The 21,628-nt window shown below is 61.6% G+C and carries 16 protein-coding genes; 8 read left to right on the top strand and 8 right to left on the bottom strand.

The window, feature by feature from the left end; translation table 11 throughout:
* Positions 1–176: 176 nt before the first annotated feature.
* The 6 genes from DWQ09_03710 to DWQ09_03685 all read right to left on the bottom strand — a co-directional run bounded on the left by DWQ09_03710 (position 177) and on the right by DWQ09_03685 (position 9,202).
* Positions 177–3,287: an AcrB/AcrD/AcrF family protein gene (locus DWQ09_03710; GenBank protein KAA3629370.1), complete on the bottom strand. Its 3,111-nt coding sequence runs from the start codon at positions 3,285–3,287 to the stop codon at positions 177–179.
* Positions 3,288–3,297: 10 nt separating this feature from the next.
* Positions 3,298–4,305, bottom strand: coding sequence for an efflux RND transporter periplasmic adaptor subunit (locus DWQ09_03705; protein ID KAA3629369.1), 1,008 nt, complete (start codon positions 4,303–4,305; stop codon positions 3,298–3,300).
* 124 nt (positions 4,306–4,429) lie between these two features.
* Positions 4,430–4,711, bottom strand: coding sequence for an Lrp/AsnC family transcriptional regulator (locus tag DWQ09_03700; protein KAA3629368.1), 282 nt, complete (start codon positions 4,709–4,711; stop codon positions 4,430–4,432).
* Between the two features lie 96 nt (positions 4,712–4,807).
* Positions 4,808–5,950, bottom strand: coding sequence for a hypothetical protein (locus DWQ09_03695; protein KAA3629367.1), 1,143 nt, complete (start codon positions 5,948–5,950; stop codon positions 4,808–4,810).
* 337 nt (positions 5,951–6,287) lie between these two features.
* Positions 6,288–6,992 carry an NrdJb gene (locus tag DWQ09_03690; protein KAA3629366.1) on the bottom strand — a complete coding sequence of 235 codons (705 nt, stop codon included), beginning with the start codon at positions 6,990–6,992 and terminating at the stop codon, positions 6,288–6,290.
* A gap of 56 nt (positions 6,993–7,048) precedes the next feature.
* Positions 7,049–9,202 (bottom strand): adenosylcobalamin-dependent ribonucleoside-diphosphate reductase, encoded by a 2,154-nt coding sequence (locus tag DWQ09_03685; protein ID KAA3629365.1) that lies wholly within the window; start codon positions 9,200–9,202, stop codon positions 7,049–7,051.
* 437 nt (positions 9,203–9,639) lie between these two features.
* On the opposite strand from DWQ09_03685, the gene DWQ09_03680 reads away from it, so the two are divergent.
* From DWQ09_03680 to DWQ09_03665, 4 genes are all read left to right on the top strand, one after another.
* Positions 9,640–10,086 carry an Hsp20/alpha crystallin family protein gene (locus tag DWQ09_03680; protein ID KAA3629364.1) on the top strand — a complete coding sequence of 149 codons (447 nt, stop codon included), beginning with the start codon at positions 9,640–9,642 and terminating at the stop codon, positions 10,084–10,086.
* Positions 10,087–10,348: 262 nt separating this feature from the next.
* Complete coding sequence (locus DWQ09_03675) at positions 10,349–10,855, top strand: Hsp20/alpha crystallin family protein (protein ID KAA3629363.1); 507 nt, start codon at positions 10,349–10,351, stop codon at positions 10,853–10,855.
* Entirely contained in the window at positions 10,856–12,205 is a 1,350-nt protein-coding gene (locus DWQ09_03670; protein ID KAA3629362.1) for a DegQ family serine endoprotease, read from the top strand.
* Positions 12,206–12,349: 144 nt separating this feature from the next.
* Positions 12,350–12,808 carry a ligand-binding protein SH3 gene (locus DWQ09_03665; protein ID KAA3629361.1) on the top strand — a complete coding sequence of 153 codons (459 nt, stop codon included), beginning with the start codon at positions 12,350–12,352 and terminating at the stop codon, positions 12,806–12,808.
* 231 nt (positions 12,809–13,039) lie between these two features.
* Here DWQ09_03665 and DWQ09_03660 read toward each other — a convergent pair whose 3' ends face one another.
* Positions 13,040–15,220 (bottom strand): hypothetical protein, encoded by a 2,181-nt coding sequence (locus tag DWQ09_03660; GenBank protein KAA3629360.1) that lies wholly within the window; start codon positions 15,218–15,220, stop codon positions 13,040–13,042.
* Between the two features lie 21 nt (positions 15,221–15,241).
* Complete coding sequence (locus DWQ09_03655) at positions 15,242–16,027, bottom strand: CbbQ/NirQ/NorQ/GpvN family protein (GenBank protein ID KAA3629359.1); 786 nt, start codon at positions 16,025–16,027, stop codon at positions 15,242–15,244.
* A 335-nt stretch (positions 16,028–16,362) separates the two neighbouring features.
* Between DWQ09_03655 and DWQ09_03650 the strand changes: the two genes are divergently transcribed.
* The 4 genes from DWQ09_03650 to DWQ09_03635 all read left to right on the top strand — a co-directional run bounded on the left by DWQ09_03650 (position 16,363) and on the right by DWQ09_03635 (position 21,610).
* Positions 16,363–17,655, top strand: a complete 1,293-nt coding sequence (locus DWQ09_03650; protein ID KAA3629358.1) for a CoB--CoM heterodisulfide reductase iron-sulfur subunit A family protein — start codon at positions 16,363–16,365, stop codon at positions 17,653–17,655.
* A 1-nt stretch (position 17,656) separates the two neighbouring features.
* On the top strand, positions 17,657–19,906 hold the full coding sequence (locus tag DWQ09_03645; GenBank protein ID KAA3629357.1) for an FAD-dependent oxidoreductase: 2,250 nt from the start codon (positions 17,657–17,659) through the stop codon (positions 19,904–19,906).
* A gap of 43 nt (positions 19,907–19,949) precedes the next feature.
* Positions 19,950–20,570, top strand: a complete 621-nt coding sequence (locus DWQ09_03640; protein ID KAA3629356.1) for a 4Fe-4S dicluster domain-containing protein — start codon at positions 19,950–19,952, stop codon at positions 20,568–20,570.
* 143 nt (positions 20,571–20,713) lie between these two features.
* Positions 20,714–21,610 carry a heterodisulfide reductase gene (locus tag DWQ09_03635; protein ID KAA3629355.1) on the top strand — a complete coding sequence of 299 codons (897 nt, stop codon included), beginning with the start codon at positions 20,714–20,716 and terminating at the stop codon, positions 21,608–21,610.
* Positions 21,611–21,628: the final 18 nt, after the last annotated feature.

Below are 21,628 nucleotides of genomic sequence, written 5' to 3'. Positions count from 1 at the left end.
CGAGCGCAACGCCGCAGATGGCCCCGCAACGGCTCGCCCGCAGGGAGCCCCTCAGACTCGCCAGCTCTGCGTTGCAGCGATTGACAAGGGCCTGGGGCCATTGCCTGCGCGCTGCGCCTTGATCTGGCGAGTCTGAGGGGCTCTGAAAAGGCATCCAAGGGTGAAGCAGTACACCATCACTCGGTCACAGGCGCGCTGAGCGTCTCGTGCCGGCGTTTGGCCGCCGCAGTCGGCCGCATAAAGAGGCGGAACAGCAGCGGCACGACGAAAAGCGTGAGCACCGTCGAGAAGGCCAAGCCCCAAACGATGGAGGTGGCCACCGGCCCCCACATGAGCGATTTGCCGCCCAGTCCCGTGGCCAGTGAGAAGAGCCCCGCCACGGTGGTCAGCGCGGTGATCAGTATCGGAATGACGCGCCGGCGTGCGGCGTAGATCGTCGCGTGCAGCACCGACATGCCCGCCTCCAGCCTGGCGTTCGCGGCGCTGATCAGAACGATGGCGGCATTGACCGCGATACCGGCCAGGGCCACCACGCCGTAAAGGGTGAACAGACTCAGCGGATTGCCGGTGATGACCAGGCCGATGGCGACACCGGTGAAGGCCATGGGCACCGAGGCGAGAATCATCAGCGGCTGAAAGTAACTCTTGAACTGGGTGCCGAGGATGGCGTAGATCAGCCCGACGCCGAACAGGAACAGCACGAAGATCGAATCCAGGCTCTCCTGAATGTCGTCGAGCTCGCCGGTAAAATCGAGATCGATGCTGGGGTGGCGCGCGCGGATCTTCTCCCACTCGGCCATGATCCGCTCATTGGCCTGCTTGGTGTCGATCTGCAGCTTGTCGAGGTCGGCCTCGACGGTGATGGTGCGTTTGAAATTGTAGTGGCGAATGCTGCCTTTGGCGATGGCTGCCTCATGGTTCACCAGATTACCCAGCAACGTTATACCACCGCCGGGCAAGGCAACACTCTGACGCAGAATGTTTTCGATATCGAGTTGGGCATCGTCGCGGGCGCGCACCCGCACGTTCACCTTCTCACCCGCGTCCTGCAACGTCGCCACCACCTCGCCATCCACCAGCAGGCGCACGATGCGCGCCACATCGGCGGGATTGAGTCCCGCGCGGCGCACCGCATCGGTATCGAGCCTGAGGTTCAACACGCTGCTGCCGGGGGTGTCATCGGTGACCACGTCGCGCACTGCCGGCATCGTCGCAAGGATCGCTTTCATATCCTCGACCGCGGCACGGATCTGCGGAAAATCGGTGCCGCGTATCTTGACGCTGATCGGTCGGGTGACCGGCGGGCCACCGGCAATGCGCAGGTATGAAACATGGCGCGGGCCGGGGATCTCGTTCAGCACCGGCCGGGTCGCCTCGATAACCTCGTCCACCTCGCGCATGCCATTCCGACGTGGGTTGAGGCTGACCAGGATCTGCCCGTTATGATCGCCGAACAGCGGCTCGGTCTCGGTAAAGCGGATCCCGGCGTAGGAGACGATGGCGCGCAGCTCATGCGGCTCGATACGGCTGCGCACGCGCTCCTCGATGGTCTGCACGGTATTCAGCGTCTTATCGATGGCGGTGCCGGCGGGCATCTCGATGTTGATGTAGTAGAGCCGCACCGGATCGAAGGCGAAAAACTCCATGCGGATCAAGCCGCTGCCTACCGCGCCCAGCGCGCCGAGAAAGAGCACGAAAACCAGCGTCAGGGCGCTCTTCGGCCAGCGCAGGACTTTCACCAGTATGAGCGTGTACTGGATGCGAATCTGATGATTGACGCGCTCGCGCAGCACCTGGATGCGCCCCGGCTTGTCGAATCGCACCTTGAAGGCCGCCACGTGGGCCGGCAGCATCCAATAGGCTTCCAGCAAGCTGATGGCCAGTGCCGTGGTCACCACCAGCGGCACCACGAACATGAACTTGCCGAGGATGCCCGGCATCAGCATCAGCGGGGAAAACGCCGCCATGGTGGTCAGCACCGAAGCGGTCACCGGCGCGAAGACTTCACGCAACGATTCGATGCCCGCCTGCAGCGGTTCCATGCCGCGCACCAATCGATAATAGATCGATTCGACGACGACCACGGCGTCGTCCACCAGCATGCCGAGCACGATCACCACGCCGAGCAGTACCGTCACATTGAGGGTCTGATCCATGGCACTCAATGCCCAGAAGGTGCCCGCCAGGGTGAAGGGAATGCCGATACTGGTGAGCAACGCGATGCGGCTGCCGAGGAACAGCCAGGTGACAAACAGCACCAACGCCAATCCTAACAATGCGTTGCGCTGCATCACCGAAAGCGCCTCGCGGGTGACGACGGTCTGATCGTCGGCCAGCACCATCTCCACACCGCGCACCTGTGAGAGTTCGTTGTAGCGGTCGATGTAGCCGCGGATCTGCTCCACCAGCTCGAGCATGTTGGCGTTGCCCTGTTTCATGATCGAGAGCATGACCGCGGGTCGCCCGTTGAACGAAACCAACCGATCCGGCTCCTCACGACCGCGTTCCACCTCGGCGACTGCGCCCAGCGGCACCTCACCCTGCGCGGTGGAAATGGGGATCTGCGCCAGGTACGAAGGCTCGCTGTCGGTGCCCAGCACACGCACCAGCCACTCCTGATCCCCCAGACGCACGGTACCCGCCGAGGTGTCGCGGAAATTGGCCGCCACGGTGTTGGCGACGTCCACCGCGGTCACCCCCATCCCCTCCAGGCGTTCGGGGATGAAATTGACCTGCAGCTCCGGCTCCAGCAGGCTCATGGCCTGCACCTGATAGACCCCCTTGAGACGCTCCAGGTCACGTTTGACGTTGCGCGCCTGCTTGCGCAGGTTTTCGTCGAACGCCGGCCCCACCACCAGTACCGTGGCGCTGGGAAAGGCGTTGGAAGAGTTGATCTCGAAGATGCGCGGCTGCTCCGCCTCGCTCGGCAGCTCATCGTTGGCTTTGTTCTGGATCTCGCGCCGCAGATCGGTGACCCGCTTGTCGAAGGTCTTCTCGTCGAGTTCGTTGAAGCGCACCAGGATGCTGGAGAGATTATCGCGGCTGGTGGAGGAGATGAAGCGGATATCACTGATCTGCGCCAGTGCATCTTCCAGCGGATCGGTGACCAGTTTCTCGATATCCTCCGCCGCCGCACCAGGATAGACCGTGGTGATCTGGATCCAGTTGAAATTGATGGTCGGATCCTGTTCGCGCGGCAACAGCAGGTACGCGGCCACGCCCATCACCAGAATCAGGACGAAGACAAGATTGGCGAGTACGTGATTGCGCAGCAGGCGTTCGAGCATTGCGCGGCGCCTATTGGCGACGGATGGTGGACCCGTCAACCACATTGACACGCCCGGCGACGATCACCGGCGTATCGGGCGGCAGATCGACGCGGGCGGGTCGCCCTTCCTGGGCGGCGGGCAGGGGGTGAAAGCGTGCCACCTCGCCTTCGGCCAGGAACAGACCCAGGAGACCGTTGCGCCGCACCACCAGATCGGCGGCCACATAGGGCTGATCGTCGCGCCACAAAACACGCCCTGCGGTGCCCGGGAGGGCACGCGTGCCGCTGAACTGCAAGCGCACCTCCTGGGTTCGTGCGCGTGGATCGCGTACCGCAATCACGGCGCGCAGCCGCAGCGGGTAGTGGTCGCCGTCATCCCGGAACTGAATGTCGGGCGAACCCGCCAGGTGCACCGCCTGCGCTCCCGGTACCTGCGCCGACACCTCGATGCTGTCCACATCCTGCAGCTCCACCAGCCCCTTGCCCGGCGCGGCGAGTTCACCGGTCTGCCCCATGCGCTTGACCACCACGCCGTCGAAGGGGGCGCGCAGTTCGCAGCGCGCCACATCTTCGCTCGCGCCGGCCAGCGCGGCGTCGCGCGCGCGGATCTCCGCCTTCAGGGCGGTCAACTCCACCTCGCGCTGGACCAGCAACTCCTCGGAGACATTGCTGCTTTTGGCCAGCGCCCGTGCCCGTTGCAGCCGGTATTCCGCCAGCCGTAGCTGAGCTTTGGAGCCCGCCAGCGCCGCATCGGTCTGGCGCTGGCGGATGCGGTAGTCGGTGCAATCCAGCCGAACCAGCAGATCGCCCTTGCGCACCTTATCGCCGACCTGCACGGCGAGTTCGTCGATCGTGGCCGTGATCTTCGCGCCCACCTGGCTGTGATTGAGGCTGACGACGGTTGCCGGTGCCTCGACCTGCGGGTGGATCGCGAGCTCCTTGAGAGTCTGAACGGAAACCGGAATGGGCTCCGCCGCCCCAACCCGTACGGGCAGCAGGAGTATCAGGATAAGAACACAACGCATGGATCCATCCATTGTTTTTCGATGGGAGTCGGCGCGGGGCACAGTAACGCCCCCACCAAGGGGTGTCAAATGACAGTCAGCAGCGAAAAAACCAGGATCTGTTCACCGCGCGGGCCGCCATTTTCAACCACCCGACCTACATCTCCATCCCCACGGAAAACATGGTATCGAGATCGTGGCGCGAGTAGACCTTGAAGGCGATCAGCGTCTCGGAGTCGGTGATGCCCTCCACCTTCAGCAGATGCCCCGTTACCAGATCGGCCAATTCGTCATTGCTCTCGGCACGGATAATGGCCACCAGGTCGTAACGACCGCTGACAGAGAAGACCTCGGATATCCCCTTGATGTCAGCAAGCTCCTCGGCAACCTGAGGAATGCGGTCGCGAGTGACTTTCAGCATGACGATAGCAGTGATCATTGGAATGCTCCTGGCTCGGTTTCAGTGTAGTAAAAGAGAAGCACAGGCAGGGATCAAGGAGCGGAATCGATTTTCCGCCGCAAGGATTCTCGCGGATCATCTGCTCGCCGGCTCCAGCGGGTGGACCAGACAGGTGGTCCAACCGCCGAAGTACCCCGTGTAAATCCCGTGTTTGGTGGGTCGATTGATCGTCTGCTCGATCAGCCGGCTGGTGGCTGTGCCCGGGAAGCGCCGCAGATAAAACTCCGCCCACGCGGGTCCCTTCAAGGTGCTGTGATAGTGACTGCCCAGGTAGCTGCCCGGAACGGTACCGGAATACAGCATCAACCAATGGACCGTGTCATGCAGGCTTCCTTTGCCATCACTGGATTTCCAGGCATAGACATCCTCGAAGCCAGCCGCCGCGAAAGCCTCAGCCGCCAGGACCTGCATACCGATCGCCATAATCAGGTACTTGATGGCTTGCGTCCCGGAGTAGAGGTCGGCATAGACGTGCCGGCCGTCTTGTGCAACGACCGATTGCCCGAAGCTGAACAACCCCCAACCAGCGCGCAGGGCCTTGGTGTTGCCGCTGACCGCCCCCCAGAGACCGAATCCGGCCGCTTTTGCAGCCCAGCGGTCGTAGCCCTTCTGCAATCGGTCACCGGCACCGAGGATGGCGTCCACAAGGGCATCCCCCCACTCCCTGATTCTGATAGTCCCCGGGTCATCACGACCGTATACCTGCGTTAGATAGTCGTAGGCCAGACTCAGGGGAATGAGCATCAAGGCCTGCACATAAGCGGGTTCGTTGTCGGGTGCATACCCGTTGATTCCAAAATCGTTTCTGTAGCGTTGCAAATAGGCCCGAGATTCGGCTGCTTCGATCAGATAGTCGCGCAGCCGTTCGACATTCTCGCGATCCCCAAACGCCACAGCGTAGGGCAGATAGTTGGAGATCGCGACAATGAATGCCTGCGCCACGGAATTGTAGTTGGTCAAAGATCCGATCAGTTTGACCTCGCGCAGCAGCGGCGGGAAAAGGGTAGCATCATCGTCCGGGCAGAGCCGCGCGCGATCCTCGGGTGCCAATGCCCGCAACGCCTGCTGACGTTGCACCGGTTGCCATACCGACACCGGCACTTTGAACTGAACCGGCAGCTCCGAGCTGTCGGGGATGGTGGCGCAGCCGGTAAAGAAGAATACGGTTGCACAGACGCAGACCAGCACGCGTTTCAAAAAGGCCGGCAACGCTGCCATTCGCATGATCCACCTCCTGCGCAAGACGGGAGAACTCCAGTGGCGGAATATCACAAGGGCGGAGCGGAGGCAATTGTCGGCGATCCGCGTATCCATGCGGGTTGCGCTGCATGCGCTGCCGCAGGTTGCGAACCGCTGCAGAATCCATCACAAAAAAAGGCGGCTCAAGCGAGCCGCCTTCATTCTTCTTTTTCTTTCCCGACACAGTCTGTGAACCCTCATGCGATTCCCAGTGCCGGCATTTACTTTTTGTTGGTTGCCCGATACTCCTCCCGTGCTCACCTGCGCTCAGCGCGACAGGTAATGGGCATTGATTCTATAGGGTCCGGGGGCACTGTCAACCGCACTTGGAATCCGAGCAGGCCAGGCAGGTATCGCAGTTGTCCATGCGTATGACTGCTTGTTCGCCGCACTTGCCACACAGGCGCGCCTCTGCCGGGTACGGTGATTCAGCAGTTGCCTCCTTGGATGCATCCTGCTTTCTCGACTCGTACTGCGCACGCTTGTCGGCGATCAGCTTTTTCTGATGCTCACTCAGCTCTTCGTCTTTCAGCAAGCCGATGAACTTGAGATGGGTTTCGATGGCATCGCCGATCTCCGCCACCAGCGAAGGCATGAACTTGCCGCCCTTTTTGAAGTAACCGCCGCGTGGATCGAACACCGCTTTGAGCTCTTCGACCAGGAAAGTGACATCGCCGCCTTTGCGAAACACCGCCGAGATGATACGGGTGAGCGCAACAATCCACTGGAAGTGATCCATGTTCTTCGAGTTGATGAAGATCTCGAAGGGGCGCCGCAGCTCGTGTTCGGTGCCTTCGTTGAGGATGACATCGTTGATGGTCACGTAGAGCGCATGCTCGGTGAGCGGGGTCTTGATCTTGTAGGTGGAACCGACCAGCATCTCGGGCCGTTCCAGCTTCTCGTGCATATGTATGACGTTGGAGGGTTGCTCGGCTTCAACGGCATCGAAATCCAGATCTTCTTTCGGTTCGTCCTTGGCGACGCCGTAATCGACAATCTTTTTATCAATCTTGGTGGTCATGCTCTTGGTTCTCCCGGGAGGCGATGTTCGGTCTCTATCGAATAGACACCGCAGCCTTAGAATTTTCCGTAGTACCCTTCTTTGAGGGCATCGTAAAGATTGGCGGCGGTATGCATCTCGCCGTCGTATTCCACTTCCTCATTGCCCTTCAACTCCACGGTTGTGCCATCTTCCAACGTAAACCGGTAGGTAGTGCCCTCAAGATCCTTGTCCTTGACCAGCACGCCCTGGAACGCTTCGGGGTTGAAGCGGAAGGTGGTGCAACCTTTCAATCCCTTTGCGTAGGCATAAAGATAGATGCTTTTGAACTCATCATAGGGGTAATCGGTGGGCACGTTGGCGGTCTTGGAAATAGACGAGTCGATCCACTTCTGCGCAGCGGCCTGTACATCGACGTGCGCTTTGGGGGTGATGTCTTCGGCGGCGACGAAGTAATCGGGTAACTGCTCGTCGGCCTTGTCGCTGTTGGGATTGGCCTTGCGATTGATCATTTCACGATAGGCCAGCAACTCAAAGGAGAGGACATCGACCTTCTCCTTGGTCTTGCGCCCTTCACGAATGATGTTGCGCGAATACTGGTGGGCGAAGCTCGGCTCGATGCCGTTGCTGGCATTGTTGGCCAGCGACAGCGAGATGGTGCCGGTCGGCGCAATTGAGCTGTGATGGGTAAACCGCGCCCCGACTTCGGCCAGGCGCCGCACCAGTTGCGGGTCGACTTCGGCGACCTGCTGCATGTAGCGACTGTATTTCGCGTGCAGCACCTTACCCGGCACCTGGTCACCGATCCTGTAGCCATCGTCGGCCATTTCGGGACGCCGGCGCAGCATCTCCGCGGTAACGGTGAACATCTGTTCCAGTATCGGTGCCGGCCCCTTCTCCTCGGCCAGCTCCAACGCCACCTTCCAACCGCTCAGCGCCATCTCACGAGTGACCCGTTCGGTGAACTCCAGCGACTCGGGCGCTCCGTACTTCATGCCCAGCATGGTCAGCGTGGAACCCAAACCCAGATAACCCATGCCGTGACGGCGCTTGGTCATGATCTCCTCGCGCTGCTTGTCGAGCGGCAGACCATTGATCTCGACCACGTTATCGAGCATGCGCGTGAACACCGCGACCACCTCGTCATACTGCTCCCAGTCGAACGACGCCTTATCGGTAAATGGCTCACGCACGAATTTGGTGAGATTGACCGAACCGAGCAGGCAGGAACCGTAGGGTGGGAGAGGCTGCTCACCACAGGGATTCGTTGAGCGGATGTTTTCGCAGAACCAGTTGTTGTTCATCTCGTTGACCTTGTCGATCAGGATGAATCCGGGTTCAGCGTAGTCATACGTCGAGGCCATGATCACATCCCACAGCCGCTGGGCGCGGATGGTCTTGTAGACGCGACACGCCACCTGACCCGATTCGTTGGTGACGTAGCGCCCCTGGACCGGTGATTCGCGCCACACCACCTGCTGCGGGTCGTGGAGGTCGATGCCGTCGGCGATCACTTCATCCTCCGCCAGCGGGAATGCCAGCGGCCATTGGGCATCGTTTTTCACCGCCTCCATGAATTCAGCGGTGATCAGCAGTGAGAGGTTGAACTGGCGCAGCCGGCCATCCTCGCGCTTGGCGCGGACGAACTCCATGATGTCGGGGTGACCGACATCGAAGGTGGCCATCTGCGCACCGCGCCGCCCCCCGGCCGAAGAGACCGTAAAACACATCTTGTCGTAGATATCCATGAACGACAGCGGTCCCGAGGTGTAGGCGCCGGCCCCCGAGACATAGGCGCCGCGCGGGCGCAGGGTGGAGAACTCGTAGCCGATGCCGCACCCGGCCTTCAGCGTCAGACCCGCCTCGTGCACCTTGCCAAGGATGTCGTCCATGGAGTCGTGGATGGTGCCGGAGACCGTGCAGTTGATGGTGGAAGTAGCGGGCTTATGCTCCCACGCCCCGGCATTGGAGGTGATACGGCCGGCCGGGATGGCGCCGTGGCGCAACGCCCAGACGAAGCGCTGGTTCCATTTCTCGCGCAGCTCGGGCGTCTCCTCGACATCGGCCAGGGCGCGGGCGACACGCTGGTAAGTCTCATCGATGGTCTGATCGATGGCCACCCCCTGCTTGCTTTTCAGGCGGTATTTTTTGTCCCAGATATCCAGGGAGGCGGGCTGCAGGGGAATTTCGGAAACAGATTTCTTCACAACTTTAAGCTGCGCGGGTGTCATTGGGCGATGCTCCCTCTCCACTCTGGTTCTTTTTACTTGGCCCCTGGGCGGGACGGCCTGTTTTGGTGCTGCCGGGGGACCGGTTCGGGACGCTGCTTTCCCGAACCGGCAACACAACATGTAGTGTTATGGGTCGAGAAGATTACGCCTTTGGTTTGTTCCGGTCAAGCGCTTCCTGGTGGAGACAATAAGCCATAAAAAACATACAAATAGGAACTGTTTCACAGAAAAAAGATTGCCTTTCCAACATAGACTCACGGGTTCCGCCAGTCAAGCCGGTGCCACAATATATTGTGTTCACAACTTATCCACATCTTGTGCCCAGGCTGCCCACACCGGGATCATCAGTCGCCCTTGAAACCGGATCGACCAGTCCCATATTTCTGCCATCGGCCCCGTATCTTGTGAGTGGGTGAACGAACCATAGGAGAGCAGAAATGGCACTACTACGCTACGACCCTTGGAGCCTGATCAATCAGGTGCAAGAGATCAATCGACTGTTTGACAACCGCACGGCCTCACCCCGCGACGAGGACTCCGGCCACGTAGTGGCCAGCGATTGGGTACCCGCCGTGGACATCAAAGAGGAACAGAATCGCTACGTGATCCTCGCCGACGTTCCGGGCGTTGATCCGGCATCGATCGAGATCACCATGGAAAACGGCGTTCTCACCCTGCGCGGTGAACGGAAGCTGGAATCGGAGGAGGAGCGCGCGGGTTATCGTCGCGTCGAGCGCGTGCGCGGCAGTTTTTACCGCCGCTTCACGCTGCCTGACTCGGTGGATCCCGAAGGCATCACGGCCCGTGGCGACAACGGTGTGCTGGAGATCGTGATCCCCAAGCACGAAAAGCTCCAGCCACGCCGTATTCAGGTGAATGGCTGACGCTCGACTTCCCCAAAGGCGGTGCGGCGCAAGGGGCGGGCGGTCGCGAGACCTACCGCCCCGTTTCATCGGGATGCCGGTACTTCACCTGACCGGGAACCGCAATAGCGAGACATAGGGTTTGCGGGTAAGGCGCTGTGCAGCGGTCCCTCGGGCGCGCGTCGGGAACTCTTGGGGTCACGACGCTGTCTTTGGTAGCGATTCCCGAGCAATGACACTCGACAGAGAATGACCTGAAGAGCACTCACCGGAAGGAGCAGCCATGGGCACACTGGATCAGTTACGGGATGGTTTCGGACGGACACTCTACAGCCTGGCGGAGGGTTGGCATCAATTGCGCCAGCGCGCGGTCAACGCACTGACTCACTTCAACCCGCAACGCGCGCGCAATGGTCTCGAGACCGGCACCGAGCAGATGGTACGGAATGCGCCGCGCTGGGGATTGCTGGCGGCCGAGATCAATGAAGAGGAACAGCAATTTACCGTGCGCCTCGAGGCTCCGGGGCTGGAGCCCGACGACTTCGACATCCAGGTGATCGACGATTACCTGGTCGTGCGCGGCGAGAAGCGGATACAAAATGAACAGCGCCAGGGCCGCTACCACATCATGGAGTGCGCCTACGGCCAATTCGAACGCGCCCTGCCGTTGCCGGGGGCGGTCGATGAGGCACGAACCAAGGCCAACTACCGGCGCGGCATCCTCACCATCACCCTGCCCAAGCTGCAACGTAGCTCCAGCAACCGTATCACCATCAACGTGGAGTCTTAGATGAAAAGACTGGCTGCATTGACCCTGAGCGCGCTGCTGGTCATCGGGCCCGGTGCCGCGCACGCCGCGCTACCCTTTGCCGTCAACGGCGAGGAACTGCCGAGCCTTGCACCCATGCTTGAAAAGGTGACTCCGGCCGTGGTCAACATCGCCACTCGTAGCCGCGTCATCGTCGAGGACAATCCCCTGCTGCAGGATCCGTTCTTCCGCCGCTTCTTCGATCTGCCGCCCAATCAACCACGCGAGCGTCGCACCCGGAGCGCGGGATCCGGCGTCATCATCGACGCCAGGCGCGGTTACCTGCTGACCAACCATCATGTGATCGCCAAAGCGGAAGAGATCGCGGTAACCCTGCGCGACGGGCGCGCCTTCGACGCCAAGCTGGTCGGTTCCGATCCGGAGGCGGATGTCGCCGTCATCCAGATCGAGGCGGAGAATCTGACAGCCGTTGCGTTGGCAGATTCCGACCAGCTGCAGGTGGGAGATTTCGTCGTCGCCATCGGCAATCCCTTTGGTCTCGGACAGACCGTCACTTCGGGTATCGTCTCGGCGTTGGGCCGTACTGGTCTCGGCATCGAGGGTTACGAGGACTTCATTCAAACCGATGCCTCCATCAACCCCGGCAATTCGGGCGGCGCACTGGTCAATCTGCGCGGTGAGCTGGTGGGAATCAATACCGCCATCATCGGACCGGCGGGCGGAAACGTGGGTATCGGCTTCGCCATCCCCAGCAACATGGCCCGCGAGATTACCGAGCAGCTGGTGGAGCACGGCGAAGTACGCCGCGGTCTGTTGGGCGTCGGAGTACAGGATCTCACCCCCGAACTGGCCCGCGCCTTCGATATCAAACAGCATCGCGGCGCCGTGGTCGCGAATATCGTTGAGGGTTCAGCGGCCGACAAAGCGGGGCTGAAGACCGGTGACATTATCCTCACTGTCGGCGGACGTAAGGTGCGCAGTGCATCCGACCTGCGTAACGCAGTCGGTCTGGTGCGCATCGGGGAGAAGCTGGAGATGGGTATTCTGCGCGAGGGCCGCCGCATGACACTGACCGCGGTAATCGCGCCGCCCAAGGTCGACAAAGTGGAGGGCGAGCGTATCCATCCACGACTGACGGGTGCCACCCTCGGCAGCGTAACCGGCGCCGATCCCGAGGGGGTCAGTATCCTGGAAGTGGTACGCGGCAGCGCCGCACAACAGGCCGGGTTACGCAAGGGCGACCTTATTCTCTCGGCCAACCGGCGACCGGTGAGCGATCTCGATGATCTGCGGCGCGTGGTGGCTCCCGATCAACCGCTGCTGATGAATCTGCAACGCGGTAACAGTGGATTCTTTGTCCTGCTGCAGTAACCCCCTGATTAAATGATAAAAAATCCGGCAGCGAATGCCGGGTTTTTTATCGCCTAATACTTGACTATATCCCTCTGTTATCTATAATATTGGCTAATAAGTACATACTTAATTACTTATTTAATTGCTATCCGGAGGTAACCCATGAGCGGATTCATACCAGGATTCCCCCACGACGGCTGCATCACTGTCAACCGCGTCGTTCTCAAGCCCGGCTTCGCCATCGAGGACCTCGAAGAGCGGGTGGCCTACCTGTGCGAAAACGTCAAGACCTATCACTCCGACACCGGTTTCGTCGGCGGTTTCGTCTGCGTCAACAGCGGCAATATCTCCAACGAAGGCAGCACCATCGGGAAGCCGGTGGCGAGCCCCCTGAAAGACCGCGAGGCACTGATCATCACCTTCTGGCGCTCCTTTGCCGAGCACGAGCAATCCCACCGCAGCAGCACCTTCCAACCACTGTTTCAGAAGGTACTGGAGCTGTGCGAGAACGGCAATGAGGAGATCGCCTACGACATGCTCTGGTCGGGCAAGGCGTACGATGAGAAAGAGGCTGCGGCTGCACGACTGTCCAAAGAAAAGCTGCGTCCGACGGCGCATTGAGTTCAAGCCATCCTCCGGTCACGGCGCCTGCGGTATCCCGATGCGCGGAGCAGGCAGACGCGCAAAGAGACGTGATGGTGCAGCTTACCCCGATCGCAGGCAATCAACGTCTCGACCTGGATTCCGAGCGAGCTGACGCCGTATGCGTGGGACTGCCGAGACTCCTGCCGGACACACACCGCGGTCAAGACCAACGCAGGGTGCGATCACTGCACCCCACCAGACGGTCATCTAAGTGGTTATGCGGCGATAGGTGTCCGCCACTTTGTAGGGCAGGGATGCCACATCGGAGACGACCGCAAAATTGGCCGGGCCGTAGAGGTGCGCCAGATAGTCCTGCGCCTCGCGGTCGAGGGTGATACAGAAGGTGTGCAGGCCGCTCTCCATCGCCTCACCCAGGGCACGACGGGTATCCTCGATACCATACTTGCCCCGATAGCCGTCGAAGTCATCGGGCTTGCCATCGGTGATCGTGACTAGGAGCCGGACGCGCGCATCGACGGAACCAAGGAGCTGAGTGAGGTGGCGGATGGCCACACCCATCCGGGTATATTCGCCGGGCCGCACTCCCGCGATGCGCTCGCGCGTCGCCTGATCGTAGGCATCGTCAAAGCGCTTGATGCGGTAGATCTCGCAACGCTGTCGCGTCATTCCTGAAAAGCCGTAGACGGCATACCGGTCGTCCAACATCTCCAGCGATTCGCACAACAGCACCAGCGATTCACGTTCCGCCTCATTGACCCAGCCCTTGGTCGAACCGCTCATATCCACCATGAAGAGCACCGCGATGTCACGCTCCAGTTTGTGGCGCTTGACGTAGAGCCCCTCGGCCGATTCCGCGCCGCGGCGTTGATCCGACCAGCTGTCCACGAGCGCATCGACATCGACCTCGTCACCCTCACGCTGGCGCCGCAACAACCGATCCTCCTCCCGCAGCAGCGCGAAGGTGCGCTTGAGGGTTTTCAGTACCCCCTGGTACTTGTCACAGGTACGCAGGACGAAATCAGCATCACCCGCCGTGGTATCCGTCTCTACCAGCGAACACCAATCGTGGTGATAGTCCTGACGTATATAGTCCCACTCCGGATAGCGTCGAACTTCGGGCAGCCTGGTCGTGCGGTCGCTCTCGCCGGGACTGCCGGGATCGCCGGCGCTCCAGAGATAGAGCCCATCGCCTTCACCCTCCATGTAGTGACGGGGCAGTTCGCCCAGATCCTGGAGGATGGAGTCCATCAGGCTACGGGCTCGGCCCGGGGCCGCCAGCACATCGACCGTCTGCGGCAAAAACTCCACCGGATTCGACTCGTCGCCCAGGCCTTCAGCGTGCTGGGAACGGGCCAGCGGTGTATCGGACGGCTGCGCGGTTGGCGCCGCGCGGGCACCGCTCTCCGCAAACCACTTGCGAAAACGCGTCTCTTCCTCCTCGATGCGACGCTCGCGCACCCTCTCCACGACCTCAGGACGCATCACGCTCTGGTAGGCGTGCGCCGTCGGCGCGGGCAGTGTGTAAACCGTGGCGAGCATCCGGTAACTGTCCTCGACGCCAGCCTGCGGGCGGCACAGACGCTCGTAACACGCAGCCCAGACAGCCGCCTCCGGGTTGGGTGGCAACGGTGCGCGCAAAGCCGCCAGGGCGCGGTCCAAACCCGGCAGTTCGCGCTCAATGCAGGCATCGAGACGCGCGGTCTCCAACGTATTGAAAGCGCAGATCAGGCGTTTCGTATCAACGAACTTCCCCGGTTTGGCGGTGATGCCGATCGCTTCCCACGCCCCCATGCGCCAGAAGCGGGCGGCGTCGAAGACCTCGGTTGTATCCCCGAGAAACCCCGGCAACTGCCAGGTGCCAAAGCGGGTCTGTGCCCAGAGATGTATGGTCAGGGCCCGATAGAGCGCAAGATTCGACTCCCGATCCGGGTAACGATCGATCACCTTGGGCAGGAAGATGATCTCACTGTCGGTGTAGGCGTCATCGTCGGGCTCGATATGCAGCGTTCGGCCGCTCAGCCCGCGCAGGAATATCTCCAGTCGCCGGCGCACCTCCGGCAGCGTTACCGGGCAGGCGGTGGTGGAATGGGTCAGGGAGTATTCCGCGTAGCGATCCAGCTCGGCACGGGCGGACTGCAGGCCCGAATGGTCGAGTGCATCGAGCGTCGCCTTTATCCAGCGTTCGATATCCGTGGCGCTGAGCACCTGGGCGGCCGCCGTGTAGCGCTCGGCGAGGTGGAACGCCAGTTCCAGACTGCTATGGGCAACCACTTCGATCCAGTGGAACGCCAACTCCTGGCGTTCGCGCCGCAGTCGCACCAATTGCAGGGCCGCCCTGGTGGCGGTGCGGCTGAACGACAGCACCGGGGCGAGAATATCCTCCAACCGCTCCTCGATCCGGTAGTGTTTGCGTCGTTCGAGCGTCATCGGTCAGAGCTGAAACGGAGCCTAGAAAACGGCGCCGCAGAATTCGTTGACGGCTGCCAGCACCTCCTGATCGTCGGTCAATGCCTGCGCGATAGCGGCGCGACAGGCACGCTCCGGAGCGATGCCCGCCGCAATGAGTCGGGCGGCGTGCACCAGCAGCCGGGTACTGGCGCCCTCCTCCAGGCCGCTTCCTTTGAGATTGCGCGTCATGTGGGCGAAGCGCACCAGGCGCTGCGCGGTCTGCGGATCGACACCGCTCTCCTGACCGACAATGCGCGCCTCCAGCTCGGGCTGCGGATAATCAAACTCCAGGGCAAGAAAGCGTTGGCGGGTGCTCTGCTTGAGATCCTTGAGCACACTCTGGTAACCGGGATTGTAGGAGACCACCAGACAGAACTCGGGAGGTGCCTCCAGCACCTCACCCAGCTTGTCGATGGGCAGGCGGCGGCGGTCATCCGCCAACGGATGGATCACCACCGTGGTGTCTTTGCGCGCCTCGACAACCTCGTCGAGATAGCAGATCGCCCCGGCGCGTACCGCGCGGGTGAGTGGTCCATCGGTCCATAGCGTCTCACCGCCGCGAATCAGGAAACGCCCGATCAGATCCCCCGCGGTGAGATCGTCGTGGCAGGCCACAGTGATCAGCGGCCGCGCCAGGCGCCACGCCATATGTTCCACGAACCGCGTCTTGCCGCAACCGGTCGGCCCCTTGAGCAGCACCGGCAACCCACTGCGGTAACCGGCCTCGAAGAGGGCAACCTCATCCTGTTGCGGTTCGTAATAAGGTTCGCTACGTAGTGTTTCCATAGCACCGTCACAGTGCGTCGCTTGGTCCATGCTTCCCCCCGGAGGCATTGGTTGCGTCACGTCCTGTACCTACACAACCCAGGTAACTATCCGATTATCGATCGCATCAACATCTGCTGATTGACCCATTTTATTCGGCCATTCGAAATTTGAATCCTTGGCCCCGGTGCGGCGCCGTATCCTATTGGCCTCGACCCGTTACTCGATTTCCAAGCTTCAAGCCGATGAATTGAGCGTAGCACACCCTTCGGCGGGCCGACTGCCAGCGGGTCCCGGTTTCGCCACCAGCGCAATCGCGACAGCACCAAACACACCTCTTGGGGGAGGGACATCAAATGAGCAACGTGATCGCGACCAACCAAACCATATTGGTGGTGGGCGGTGGCATCAGCGGCATCTCCGCGGCCTTGGAAGCCGCCGAATGCGGCAAGCAGGTGGTGCTCGTGGAGAAAGGCCCATCGCTGGGCGGGCGCGTCAGCCAGCTCTACAAGTACTTCCCGAAGCTCTGCTTTCCCACCTGCGGCATCGAGATCAACTATCGCCGCCTGAAGGGCAACCGCAACGTGCGCGTGCTGACCATGACCGAGGTGACCAAGGTCAACGGCGCACCCGGCGACTACGCCGTCACCCTGCGTACTGCGCCGCGTTACGTCACCGAAAACTGCACCGCCTGCGGCGACTGCGCCAAAGCGTTGGAAACCGAGTTTGACGACGAGTTCAACTACGGCCTGGGCAAACGCAAGGGCGCCTACCTGCCCCATACCCACGCCTTTCCGCAGCGCTACGTACTCGATCCACGCGTTGTTGCCAATGGCGACGGCGAAAAGGCCAGGGCAGCCTGCAAGTACGACGCGATCGATCTGGGCATGGGCGAGCAGACCACCGACCTGAAGGTGGGTGCGGTGATCTGGGCGACCGGCTGGCGTCCTTACGATGCCGCCAAGATTCAGCCTTACGGCTACGACCGCTTCGCCAACGTGATCACCAACGTCGAGTTCGAGCGGCTGGCCGATCCCCACGGCCCTACCGGCGGCAAGCTGCTGCGCCCCTCCGACGGCAAGGAGGCGACCAATATCGCCTTCATCCAGTGCGCCGGATCGCGCGATCGCAACCATCTGCGCCACTGCTCGCGCATCTGCTGCATGGCGAGTCTGAAGCAGACCACCTATGTCAGCGAGCGCGGCGCCGAAGGTGCCAAATCCACGATCTACTACATTGATATCCGCGCCATCGATCGCATTGACGACTTCTACCGCACCGTGCAGGAAGACCCCAACGTCGGCTTCGTTAAATCCAAGGTGGCCAACATCACCGAGGACAAAGCGAGCGGCGATCTGATCCTGCACGGCGTCAACACCGAAGGCTATCAGCGCTACGACACCCCGCACGATCTGGTGGTGCTCGCCGTGGGCATGGAGCCGAGCGTACACGCCAGTCAGATCCCGGCTGCCGATCTGCGTGTCAATCCCGATGGATTCCTGGAATTCGAGGCCGATGGCCAGGCGATCTACGCCGCCGGCTGCGCCGGCGATGCGCTGGACGTGAACCGCGCGGTGCAGAACGCCACCGCCAGCGCGTTGCGTGCCATCCAGGTTGTCAACCGCGTCGCCGCGACGGAGGGTCAGTAACATGTCCGAGAAAAAGATCGGCGCCTACATCTGCAGCGGTTGCGGCATCGGCGACCGCCTCGACACCAAACAACTGGCCACCATCGCCGAGCGCGAGGGCAAGGCGGCTTTCGCCAAACAGCACGAGTTCCTCTGTTCTGCCGAGGGTGTAAAGCTGATCCAGGACGATATCGATGCCGGCGAGGTGACTCACTTGATGCTCGGCGCCTGCTCGCGCCGCGTCAAAACCGAAGCTTTCAATTTCGACGGTGTCGCCATGGTGCGTGCCAATCTGCGCGAAGGCGTCATCTGGGTGCGCCCCGACGATCCCGAGGCGGCGGAAACGACGCAGGACATGGCGAACGACTATATCCGCATGGCCTGCGCCGAGGCCAAGTTCACCAAGGTGCCGGAAGCCAACACCAAGGTGGGCGGCAACAAGCGCATCCTGGTGGTGGGTGGCGGCGCCACCGGCCTCACCGCAGCCATCGAGGCGGCCAATGCCGGCTACGAGGTGGCGATCGTCGAGAAGACCGGTAGCCTGGGCGGCAAGGCCGCCCGCCTGTGGCGCGACATCCCGCAGCGCGCGCCCTACGACGGCCCCGCCGATTCCGGTATCGCCGAACTGATCGCGGCTGTCGCGGCGCACGCCAAAATAGCCATCTTCCTTAACAGCACGCTGACCCGGACCAACGGCGCACCGGGCTGTTTCGAGGCCCAGATCACCACCGAAAGCGGAGGCAGCCAGACCGAGCTGTTCGGCGCCATTGTGATGGCTTCGGGTTACGAACCGTACGACGCCAACCAGCTTCCGGAGCTGGGTTTCGGCGCCAGCGCCAACGTGATCGACCAGCTGGCGCTGGAGGATCTGGCGCGCGCGGCCGACGGCGCGCCCATCGCCCGACCCTCGGACGGCAAGCCGGTAAAGAGCGTGGTCTTCGTCCAGTGCGCCGGGCAACGCAGCGACAAGGAGGGCCACCTGCCCTACTGTTCCGGCCACTGCTGCTCGACCAGCATCAAGCAGGCGATGTACTTCAAGGATGCCAATCCCGAGATCGATACCACCATCCTCTACACCGACCTGCGCACCCCAGGGTCCGGCGGTGAGGATTTCTACCGTGCCGGCCAGGACCGCGGCATCACCTTCAGCAAAGGCGTGGTGAGCGCCGTACAACCCGAGGACGACGGCCTGGCGGTGGAGTTTCAGGATCTGATCCTCAACGAACCCGGCCGCATCGACGCCGATCTGGTGGTGCTCGCTACCGGCCAGGTGCCCAACTCCGGCGTCGACATCGAGGCCCAGATCCAGGCCGCAGCCCTCGCGGATAATGCCGAAGAGGCAGAGGTGCCGGAGGTGGAGATCAAGCCCGCCGACTCCATTCTCAACCTCACCTATCGCCAGGGGCCCGATCTGCCCCAGCTCAAGCACGGTTTCAGCGACTCGCACTTCATCTGCTTTCCCTACGAGTCGCGCCGCACCGGCATCTACCCCGCCGGCCCGGTACGCCGGCCCATGGACCTGGCGCAGGCCCGTGAGGACGGCACCGGCGCCGCACTGAAAGCCATCCAGGCGGTGGAGAACGCCGCCCTGGGCCGCGCCGCCCATCCACGCTCGGGCGACCTCAGCTTCCCCAGCTTCCGCAAGGAAGGCTGCACCCAGTGCAAACGCTGCACCGTGGAGTGTCCCTTTGGCGCCATCGACGAGGACGAGAAGCGCTACCCGGTCTTCAATGAGGCGCGCTGCCGGCGCTGTGGCACCTGCATGGGCGCCTGCCCGGTGCGCGTCATCTCCTTCGAGAACTACTCGGTCGAGACCGTCGGTCAGCAACTCAAAGCGGTGGAGATCCCCGACGAGTTCGAGGAGAAGCCGCGGGTACTGATCCTGGCCTGCGAGAACGACGCCTACCCGGCGCTGGACATGGCCGGTGTCACGCGTCAGTCCTACAGCCAGTACGTGCGGGTCATCCCGGTGCGCTGCCTGGGTTCGGTCAACACCATCTGGGTGACGGATGCGCTCAACTCCGGCTACGACGGTGTGCTGCTGATGGGCTGCAAGAAGGGCGACAACTACCAGTGCCACTTCGTCAAGGGCTCGGAACTTGCCTCCTATCGCATGGGCAAGATCGACGACACGCTGCAGACGCTGAATCTGGAGAAGGAGCGGGTGATGACCCACGAAGTGAGCATCACCGACATCCAGCGCATTCCCGAGATCATCAACGACTATATGGGCGTGATCGACAAGATCGGCCTCAGTCCTTTCAAATTTTAGTACTCGTCCACCCCGATATGGACGAATACCCAGGAGATTGGTCATGAATGCTGGCGTTCAACCCGACTACCGCGGCAACTTCCTCCGCGAGGTGGAAGCCAATGTCGAGGAGGGCAAGTGGGTCAAGATGTGCATGCAGTGCGGGGTCTGCTCGGGCTCCTGCCCGCTGGGTCCGCACTGGGAGCACCCGCCCCAGGAACTGTTCATGATGATCCGCGCCAACAAGCGCGAGGAGGTGCTCTCCAGCCCCTCCATGTGGATGTGCACCTCGTGTTACAACTGCATCGTGCGTTGCCCACGCGAGCTGCCAATCACCCACATCATGCACGGGCTGGCGCATTACGCCGCGCGTCAGGGGCTGGCGCCGCAGGGCCAGCCGACCCGCAAATTCGCCGACAAGTTCTGGGACAACCTGATGAAAAAGGGGCGCGTCAACGAGCTCAAGCTGGGTATCGCCCTCTATTTCATGAACGGCTTCGGCGCGGGTATCAAAACCGCCCTCAAGCACAAGGATATCGGCCTCGGCATGCTCAAGGCCAAGCGCATGAGTGTCGGCGAGATGGTCGGCGGTCACCGCATCAAGGACATCAGCGGCCTGCAGGCCATCATCAACAAGGCCCGCGAGATTGAAGAGGCCAAGGCCAAACCGGCTGAAGGGAATTAAGTGCCAAAAGCTCTCATCGCCAAGACACAAAGAGGCCAAGTGCACGAAGGAAATTCGTTGATTCACTGGACAAATAAAAACTTTGCTCCCTTTGCGTCTTTGTGCCTTTGCGTTGCAAGAACTCAATCCAGCAGGTGACCACCATGGCGAAGAAAGAATACGCGTTCTACCCCGGCTGCTCCTCGCAGAGCAAGGCCTCCTCATCCAACTATCAGCAGTCGGTGCAGACGATGTGCGAGGAGCTGGAGGTTCAGCTCAACGAGATACCGGACTGGAACTGCTGCTCGGCCTCCATCGGTTACGCCAAGGGCGGCGAGCTGCCGCGCATCGCGCTGTCGGCGCGCAACATTGCGCTGGCGGAAAAGCATCTGCCGGGTCAGGACATCGTCGCCACCTGCGCGGCCTGCTGGCTTGCCACGCGCGAGGCCAAAGACCGGTTGCTGGAAAACCGGCAGCTGATGGAAGAGGCCAACCAGGCGCTGCAGGTGGGTGGTCTGTCGACCCAGGCCGAGCCCAAAGCACGACACATGGTCGAGGTGCTGATCGAGGACATCGGGCTCGACGCCGTCCAAGCCAAGGTGAAGAAGCCGTTGGAAGGGCTCAAGATCGCCGGCTACGTCGGCTGCCAGACCAACCGCCCCTTCGGGATCGTCGGCGAGAGCTATGAGAACCCGCTCTATCTTGATCGCATGATCGAAGCGACCGGCGCCGATGCGGTGAAAAATTACGACAAAAAGGTGCAGTGCTGCGGCGGTGCGCTGATGTTCTCCGAGCCTGAAAAGAGTCAGGCCATGGTCAAGGACATCATCGAAGCCGCCTACGACGGCGGCGCCGACCTGATCGTCACGCCCTGCCCGGTCTGCCAGATGAACGTCGAGGTCTACCAGGGTCACATCAACCAGACCTACAACACCAAGTTCGAGATGCCGGTGGTCTACTACTCGCAGCTCTTCTCGGTGGCCTTCGGGCGCAACAGCAAGGACGCCGGACTGGACGGCCAGATGATCCGCGCCCGGAAGCTCGAGGAAAAGGCCGGCTGAAGCGCTCGCTGATTCCAG

The organism is Pseudomonadota bacterium (genome assembly GCA_008501635.1).
Lineage (GTDB): Bacteria > Pseudomonadota > Gammaproteobacteria > QQUJ01 > QQUJ01 > QQUJ01.
The sequence above is the reverse complement of the archived record's forward strand: the minus strand, read 5'-3'. Positions and strand labels throughout refer to the sequence as shown.

Coding starts and splice junctions, on each gene's coding strand:
- DWQ09_03710 (KAA3629370.1), bottom strand. CDS start 3,287: ATGCTCGAACGCCTGCTGCGCAATCACGTACTCGCCAATCTTGTCTTC.
- DWQ09_03705 (KAA3629369.1), bottom strand. CDS start 4,305: ATGGATGGATCCATGCGTTGTGTTCTTATCCTGATACTCCTGCTGCCC.
- DWQ09_03700 (KAA3629368.1), bottom strand. CDS start 4,711: ATGATCACTGCTATCGTCATGCTGAAAGTCACTCGCGACCGCATTCCT.
- DWQ09_03695 (KAA3629367.1), bottom strand. CDS start 5,950: ATGGCAGCGTTGCCGGCCTTTTTGAAACGCGTGCTGGTCTGCGTCTGT.
- DWQ09_03690 (KAA3629366.1), bottom strand. CDS start 6,992: ATGACCACCAAGATTGATAAAAAGATTGTCGATTACGGCGTCGCCAAG.
- DWQ09_03685 (KAA3629365.1), bottom strand. CDS start 9,202: ATGACACCCGCGCAGCTTAAAGTTGTGAAGAAATCTGTTTCCGAAATT.
- DWQ09_03680 (KAA3629364.1), top strand. CDS start 9,640: ATGGCACTACTACGCTACGACCCTTGGAGCCTGATCAATCAGGTGCAA.
- DWQ09_03675 (KAA3629363.1), top strand. CDS start 10,349: ATGGGCACACTGGATCAGTTACGGGATGGTTTCGGACGGACACTCTAC.
- DWQ09_03670 (KAA3629362.1), top strand. CDS start 10,856: ATGAAAAGACTGGCTGCATTGACCCTGAGCGCGCTGCTGGTCATCGGG.
- DWQ09_03665 (KAA3629361.1), top strand. CDS start 12,350: ATGAGCGGATTCATACCAGGATTCCCCCACGACGGCTGCATCACTGTC.
- DWQ09_03660 (KAA3629360.1), bottom strand. CDS start 15,220: ATGACGCTCGAACGACGCAAACACTACCGGATCGAGGAGCGGTTGGAG.
- DWQ09_03655 (KAA3629359.1), bottom strand. CDS start 16,027: ATGGAAACACTACGTAGCGAACCTTATTACGAACCGCAACAGGATGAG.
- DWQ09_03650 (KAA3629358.1), top strand. CDS start 16,363: ATGAGCAACGTGATCGCGACCAACCAAACCATATTGGTGGTGGGCGGT.
- DWQ09_03645 (KAA3629357.1), top strand. CDS start 17,657: ATGTCCGAGAAAAAGATCGGCGCCTACATCTGCAGCGGTTGCGGCATC.
- DWQ09_03640 (KAA3629356.1), top strand. CDS start 19,950: ATGAATGCTGGCGTTCAACCCGACTACCGCGGCAACTTCCTCCGCGAG.
- DWQ09_03635 (KAA3629355.1), top strand. CDS start 20,714: ATGGCGAAGAAAGAATACGCGTTCTACCCCGGCTGCTCCTCGCAGAGC.